Raw genomic sequence first — 4,953 nt, 5'->3', positions numbered from 1 at the left:
TGCATCGTAAGAAGACGAAATTTTCCTGATGTCGCAAGATCCATACTTTGCGGGCCGTTCCGCCTGGGTAAATGACCGCGAGTACTTCTTCAAGTACGCCTCTCGGGGAACGGCCAGGGCGGTACTGGAGAACCAAACTCTACGCTGGTCAACGCCGGCAACGCTAAATGACCCCTACGACGTTCAATTCGATCTCCATATCGAAGTCGATAGGGATGCGGTCAAGGCAGCAGCGCTCCAAAGGCTTTGGGACGCCCACTATGGCGATCAGCCGGTTCGCGTCGGCAACAAACTTGGGGAAGCCATTAGGGTGGTACGAGGTTTTTTCCCACGCCTTAGCCGTGAAGAGTTTAATGACACATACGGCGAAAGCATGGACGAAGGGTTCAATGCCGCGGAGCGTTCTTTGCCAGAAGTCCAAGCGCAGATCCGTGCGGAAATGGCAAAAAGCAAGCTCTTATGTCTCGCGGAGCTGCCGGATGATCTGGCTATGTGGGCCTACTATGCAGAGCAGCATTGTGGGGTTGTCTTTAGGATTCGGTCCGTTCCTGAACTGGATAGCCCTTGGGGCATGGCGCGACCGGTGCAGTACGTTTTGGAAATGCCACGCCTCGTTGACGAACCTTTCTTAGTCGAGATGCTATCCGGAGCCGCCTCCTTTGATGTGCCATCAATCAATGATCGATTGGTCTACACAAAGTCCATTCATTGGGCCCACGAACGAGAGTGGCGAGTTGTTGCAGGATCGGGCCGTAATCCTCAGGCACCTTACGAGGATATCAAATTCCACGCCGCCGAACTCGATGCTGTGATACTAGGGGCTCGAATGGCGCGCGAAGACCGTGCAGTCTTCATTGATCTGCTTCGCAACCGCTTTCCTACCACTACAATCCTCCAGGCGAGTACAGCAGGGAAGCGCTTTCAGCTGGAGTTTAAGGTCGTGGGTGATTGAGGTGGGTATGGACTGATTGAACAGGCGTGGCCCCTTTACTCCACCTTCACCACAAACTGCAGAAACTCCACCGGCGGGTAGAGGTTGAGCTTCTTCGCCACCTTCATGTTCACCAGATAGGCGAACTGGTCGATTGCCAGCACCGGCAGGTCGCCGGGCTTGCTGCCATTGAGGACGCTGGCCACCTGCTGGCCGGCGAGATTGCCGACGTCGTAATCGCGCGCGGCGACCGACATCAGCGCCTGGCTCTCTGTCACCAGATGCTCATAGGGGCTCAAGACCGCGATCTCGTCATCGACGGCGGCGCCGGTGAAGGCGTCCTGGTTCTTCTCGAGGAACGGGCTCGATCCCAGATAGACCCACTCCACGCCGGCGCGCTTGAGGATCTCCATCTTGGGTGCGATCGATTCCACCATGGGGGCGCCGCTGGCGTCGAGATCGAGCGGCAGAGCATCGAGGGTGAAATCGAGGTCTCCCGTGAGCGCTTTCACCTCCTCCACCTTGTTGACCGAGTTGGGCGCCGACGGATCGAACAGCATGCCCAGATGCTGGAAGTCCGGCTGGTAGCGCCGGATCGACTTGATATTGACGGTCTCGGGCACCCGGTTGCGGGTGCCGGTCAGGTTGGGGCGGCCGGTCTTGTCGTAGCTCTCGGTGATCTTGGCGCCCACGGGATCGGCCACGACGGTGAAGACCACCGGGATGTCGTCGAGGAAGGCCTTGTTGCCTTGGTCGGCCAGCGTACCGACGATGCTGAGCGTCGCGTTGGTGCCCCAGGTCACGACCACATCGGCCTTCATCGCGCGGGCCTCCTGCACGAAGCCGGCGAACCTGGTCTTGTCCCCGGCCGCGTTGCGGACCACCACCTCGGCGTCGATTTTGTTCTCGGCGATGTAGTCCTGGACGCCCTTGCAGACATCCTCGCAGCCGATCCAGGTCACCATCATGACGATCTTGTGCGTCGCGGCCGCGGCCGGCGCCGCACCGTTCCCGATCATTCCCGCCGCGAGCAGCAGGCCCGCGCCGATCCCCGGCCAAACTCGCTTCATGACGGCCTCCCTTGGAATGCCGGCATTCTCCGGCTTCTCTTTGTCATGCTCGGATCCCCGGGGTCTGACGGATGTCGGCCCGAGGACATGCTTGATCCGGGCCTCCGGGCTTTTGCCAGTAAGAGCCTCTGCCCCTGGATCGCCGGGTCAAGCCCGGCGATGACAGTGGAGGTGTGAGGGTGGCGGGAAAGTGAAACCGAAAGAAAATACCCCCCGCGGGTGAGGCCCGCCATCACCATCCGCCCCTCTGGCCCTCTCCGCCGCGCTTCTCTAGATTACCCCACCATGCGCTATCTCGCGGCCGACGTCGGCGGAACATTCACCGATCTGGTGCTGGTTGACGGCTCGGCCGCCAGCCCCCGGGTCTTCATCGATAAGGTCCAGAGCCACGCGACCGGCTCGGCGCTCGGCGTGCGCGAGGGCATCCAGCGGCTCTCGGCCAAGGCCGGGATCGCGGCCGGCGAGATCGACCTCTTCGTCCATGGCTTCACCGTCGGCACCAACGCCTTCCTGACCCGCTCCGGCGCCAAGGCGGCGCTGGTCGTCACCCAGGGCTTCCGCGACCTGCTGCTGATCGGCAACCAGATGCGCCCCGACCTCTATTCCTTGACCGCGAGGAAGCCGGCCCCCGTGGTGCCGCGCTCGCTGACGGTGGAGGCCGTCGAGCGCGTGGACGCCTTCGGCCAGGTGGTGACGGCGCTCTCCGCGGCCGAAATCGAGCGCGTCGCGACGGCGGTCGTGGATCTCAAGCCCGAGGCGGTCGCGATCTGCCTCGCCTTCGCCCATCTCAATCCGGCGCATGAGACGGCGCTTTCGGACGCGATCCAGGCGAAGCTGCCGGGCGTGCCGGTCTATCTCTCCTCCAAGGTCAATCCGCAGATCGAGGAATATCCACGCGCCAACACCACGGCGGTCGCGGCCTATGCCGGGCCGGTGATCGACCGCTATATCGGCCGGCTCGAAAGCAACCTGAAAGAGGTGGGCCTCGGCGGTCCCTTGCGGCTGATGCGCTCGGATGGCGGGGTCGCCACCCCGCGCGCGGCGCGCGACAACCCGGCCCATATGCTGCTGTCGGGTCCCGCCGGCGGCGTCATCGCCGGCGCCGACCTGGCGAAGGCGCTCGACGTCAAGGGCATGGTGACCTTCGACATGGGCGGCACCTCGGCCGATTTCTCGGTCATCGTCGATGGCGTGCCGACCATGGTGAGCGAGCGCGAGATCGACGGCCAGCCGCTGCGCCTGCCCACCATCGACATCGAGACCATCTCGGCCGGCGGCGGCTCGATCGCGCGGGTCGATATCGGCGGCGCGCTCCGCGTCGGCCCGAAATCCGCGGGCGCGGTGCCGGGTCCCGCCTGCTACGGCCAGGGCGGCACCGATGCCACCGTGACCGATGCCGGCGTGGTGATGGGGCTCCTGGATCCCAACGAATATCTCGGCGGCGAGATGCGCCTCGACCCCGATCTCGCGGCCAAGGCGGTCGAGCGCTCGGTCGCGACGCCGCTGGGCCTGAGCCTGGAAGAAGCGGCCTACGGCATCGTCTCGGTCGCCAATGCCAACATGATCCAGGCGATCCGGTCGCTGTCGGTCGAACGCGGCCATGACGTGCGCGGCTTCGCCATTCTGGCCTTCGGCGGCGCCGGCCCGCTCTATGCGCCCTATATGGCGCGCGATCTCGGCATGGCCGAGGTGATCGCGCCGCGCAATCCGGGCGTGTTCGCGGCGCAGGGACTGCTCCTCACCGACATCCGCCATGCGGCCCAGGCGCCCTTCCAGCGCAACATCGCTCGGCTCGAGCCGGACGAGATCGGCCCGCCGCTCACCCGTCTCAAGGCCGAGCTCGATCACGAGCTCGAGGCGGATGGCGTGCCGAAGACGGAGCGCTATTTCCATTTCGCCGCCGACATGCGCTGCGTCGGGCAGTTCCATCTGCTCACCATTCCGCTGTCGGAGCCGAACGGTTCAGGATGGTGGGACGCCGCCAAGGTCGCGGCCGAGTTCCATGCCGCGCATGAGCGCTCCTACGGTCATGCCGATCCGTCGGTGCCGGTCGAGATCGTCAATCTGCGGGTCGACGGCTTCGGCAAGATCCAGCGCCCGCCGCAGCCGCCTGAGCCCGCGAGCGTCGTCGGCTTGGCCGAGCCGGTCGGCTCGCGCCGCGTCTATTTCGACCGCCAGGGCTGGAGCGAGGCCAAGATCTATCGCCGCGATCTGCTGAAGCCCGGCCAGGAGATTCCGGGCCCGGCGATCGTGATGCAGCGCGATTCGACGATTGTTGTTCTGCCGGGTCAGCGCGGCCGGGTGGACAAACGCGCCGTGATCCGGATCGCGATCAAGGGTGATTGAACCGCAAGGACCCTCCCCCTACCCCCTCCCGCGAGGGGAGGGGGCGTGGATATACTGAAATGGCGAGTTCGCTCGCCGCCGAGGATCAAGGAACCGACCCATGACCTTCCGTCCGCAAGGCAATATCGATCCGATCAGCCGCGACGTGTTCCAGCAGCAGCTGGTGGGCATAGCCGAGGAGATGTCGATGGCGTTGCGGCGCGCGGCGTTCTCCTCGATCATCTGGGACATGTACGACTATGCCTGCGGGCTGTTCACGCCCGAGGGCGAGATGATGGCGCAGGCCGAGACCATCCCGGCCCAGCTCGGCATCATGTCGACGGCATTGCGCCACATGAAGCAGGCCCTCCCGCTGGAGCAGTGGAAGCCCGGCGACGTGCTGGTCTGCAACGATCCCTATAAGGGCTGCACCCACACGATGGATATCGTGCTGTTCAGCCCGATCTTCCTCGAGGGCAAGCTGATCGGCATCACCTCGACCATCGCGCATCATGTCGATATCGGCGGCAAGATTCCCGGCACCGAGGCCGCGGACAATGGCGAGATCTTCGCCGAGGGCCTGATCCTGCCGCCCCTGAAGCTGGTCGAAGCGGGCAAGCCCAACCA

The 4,953-nt window shown here is 64.4% G+C and carries 4 protein-coding genes; 3 read left to right on the top strand and 1 reads right to left on the bottom strand.

All coding sequences use genetic code 11. The annotated features are described in order from the left end of the window. The first annotated feature begins 28 nt into the window (after nt 1–28). Nucleotides 29–952 carry a DUF2971 domain-containing protein gene (locus tag ACREE8_RS00020; RefSeq protein ID WP_431570916.1) on the top strand — a complete coding sequence of 308 codons (924 nt, stop codon included), beginning with the start codon at nt 29–31 and terminating at the stop codon, nt 950–952. A gap of 35 nt (nt 953–987) precedes the next feature. Here the strand turns inward: ACREE8_RS00020 and ACREE8_RS00015 are convergent, their stop codons facing one another. Then, a complete protein-coding gene (locus tag ACREE8_RS00015; protein WP_431570915.1) occupies nt 988–2,001 on the bottom strand; it encodes an ABC transporter substrate-binding protein in 1,014 nt (337 codons plus the stop codon). A gap of 285 nt (nt 2,002–2,286) precedes the next feature. On the opposite strand from ACREE8_RS00015, the gene ACREE8_RS00010 reads away from it, so the two are divergent. After that, nucleotides 2,287–4,347: a hydantoinase/oxoprolinase family protein gene (locus ACREE8_RS00010; protein WP_431570914.1), complete on the top strand. Its 2,061-nt coding sequence runs from the start codon at nt 2,287–2,289 to the stop codon at nt 4,345–4,347. A gap of 100 nt (nt 4,348–4,447) precedes the next feature. After that, on the top strand, nt 4,448–4,953 hold a 506-nt coding region (locus tag ACREE8_RS00005; RefSeq protein ID WP_431570913.1), incomplete at its 3' end, for a hydantoinase B/oxoprolinase family protein.

Origin of the sequence: Hypericibacter sp. (assembly GCF_050729195.1) — a bacterium.
Taxonomy (GTDB): domain Bacteria; phylum Pseudomonadota; class Alphaproteobacteria; order Dongiales; family Dongiaceae; genus Hypericibacter.
The sequence above is the reverse complement of the archived record's forward strand: the minus strand, read 5'-3'. Positions and strand labels throughout refer to the sequence as shown.

Bases quoted from the DNA above. Each gene is read 5' to 3' on its own strand.
- ACREE8_RS00020 (WP_431570916.1), top strand. From the start codon at position 29: ATGTCGCAAGATCCATACTTTGCGGGCCGTTCCGCCTGGGTAAATGAC.
- ACREE8_RS00015 (WP_431570915.1), bottom strand. From the start codon at position 2,001: ATGAAGCGAGTTTGGCCGGGGATCGGCGCGGGCCTGCTGCTCGCGGCG.
- ACREE8_RS00010 (WP_431570914.1), top strand. From the start codon at position 2,287: ATGCGCTATCTCGCGGCCGACGTCGGCGGAACATTCACCGATCTGGTG.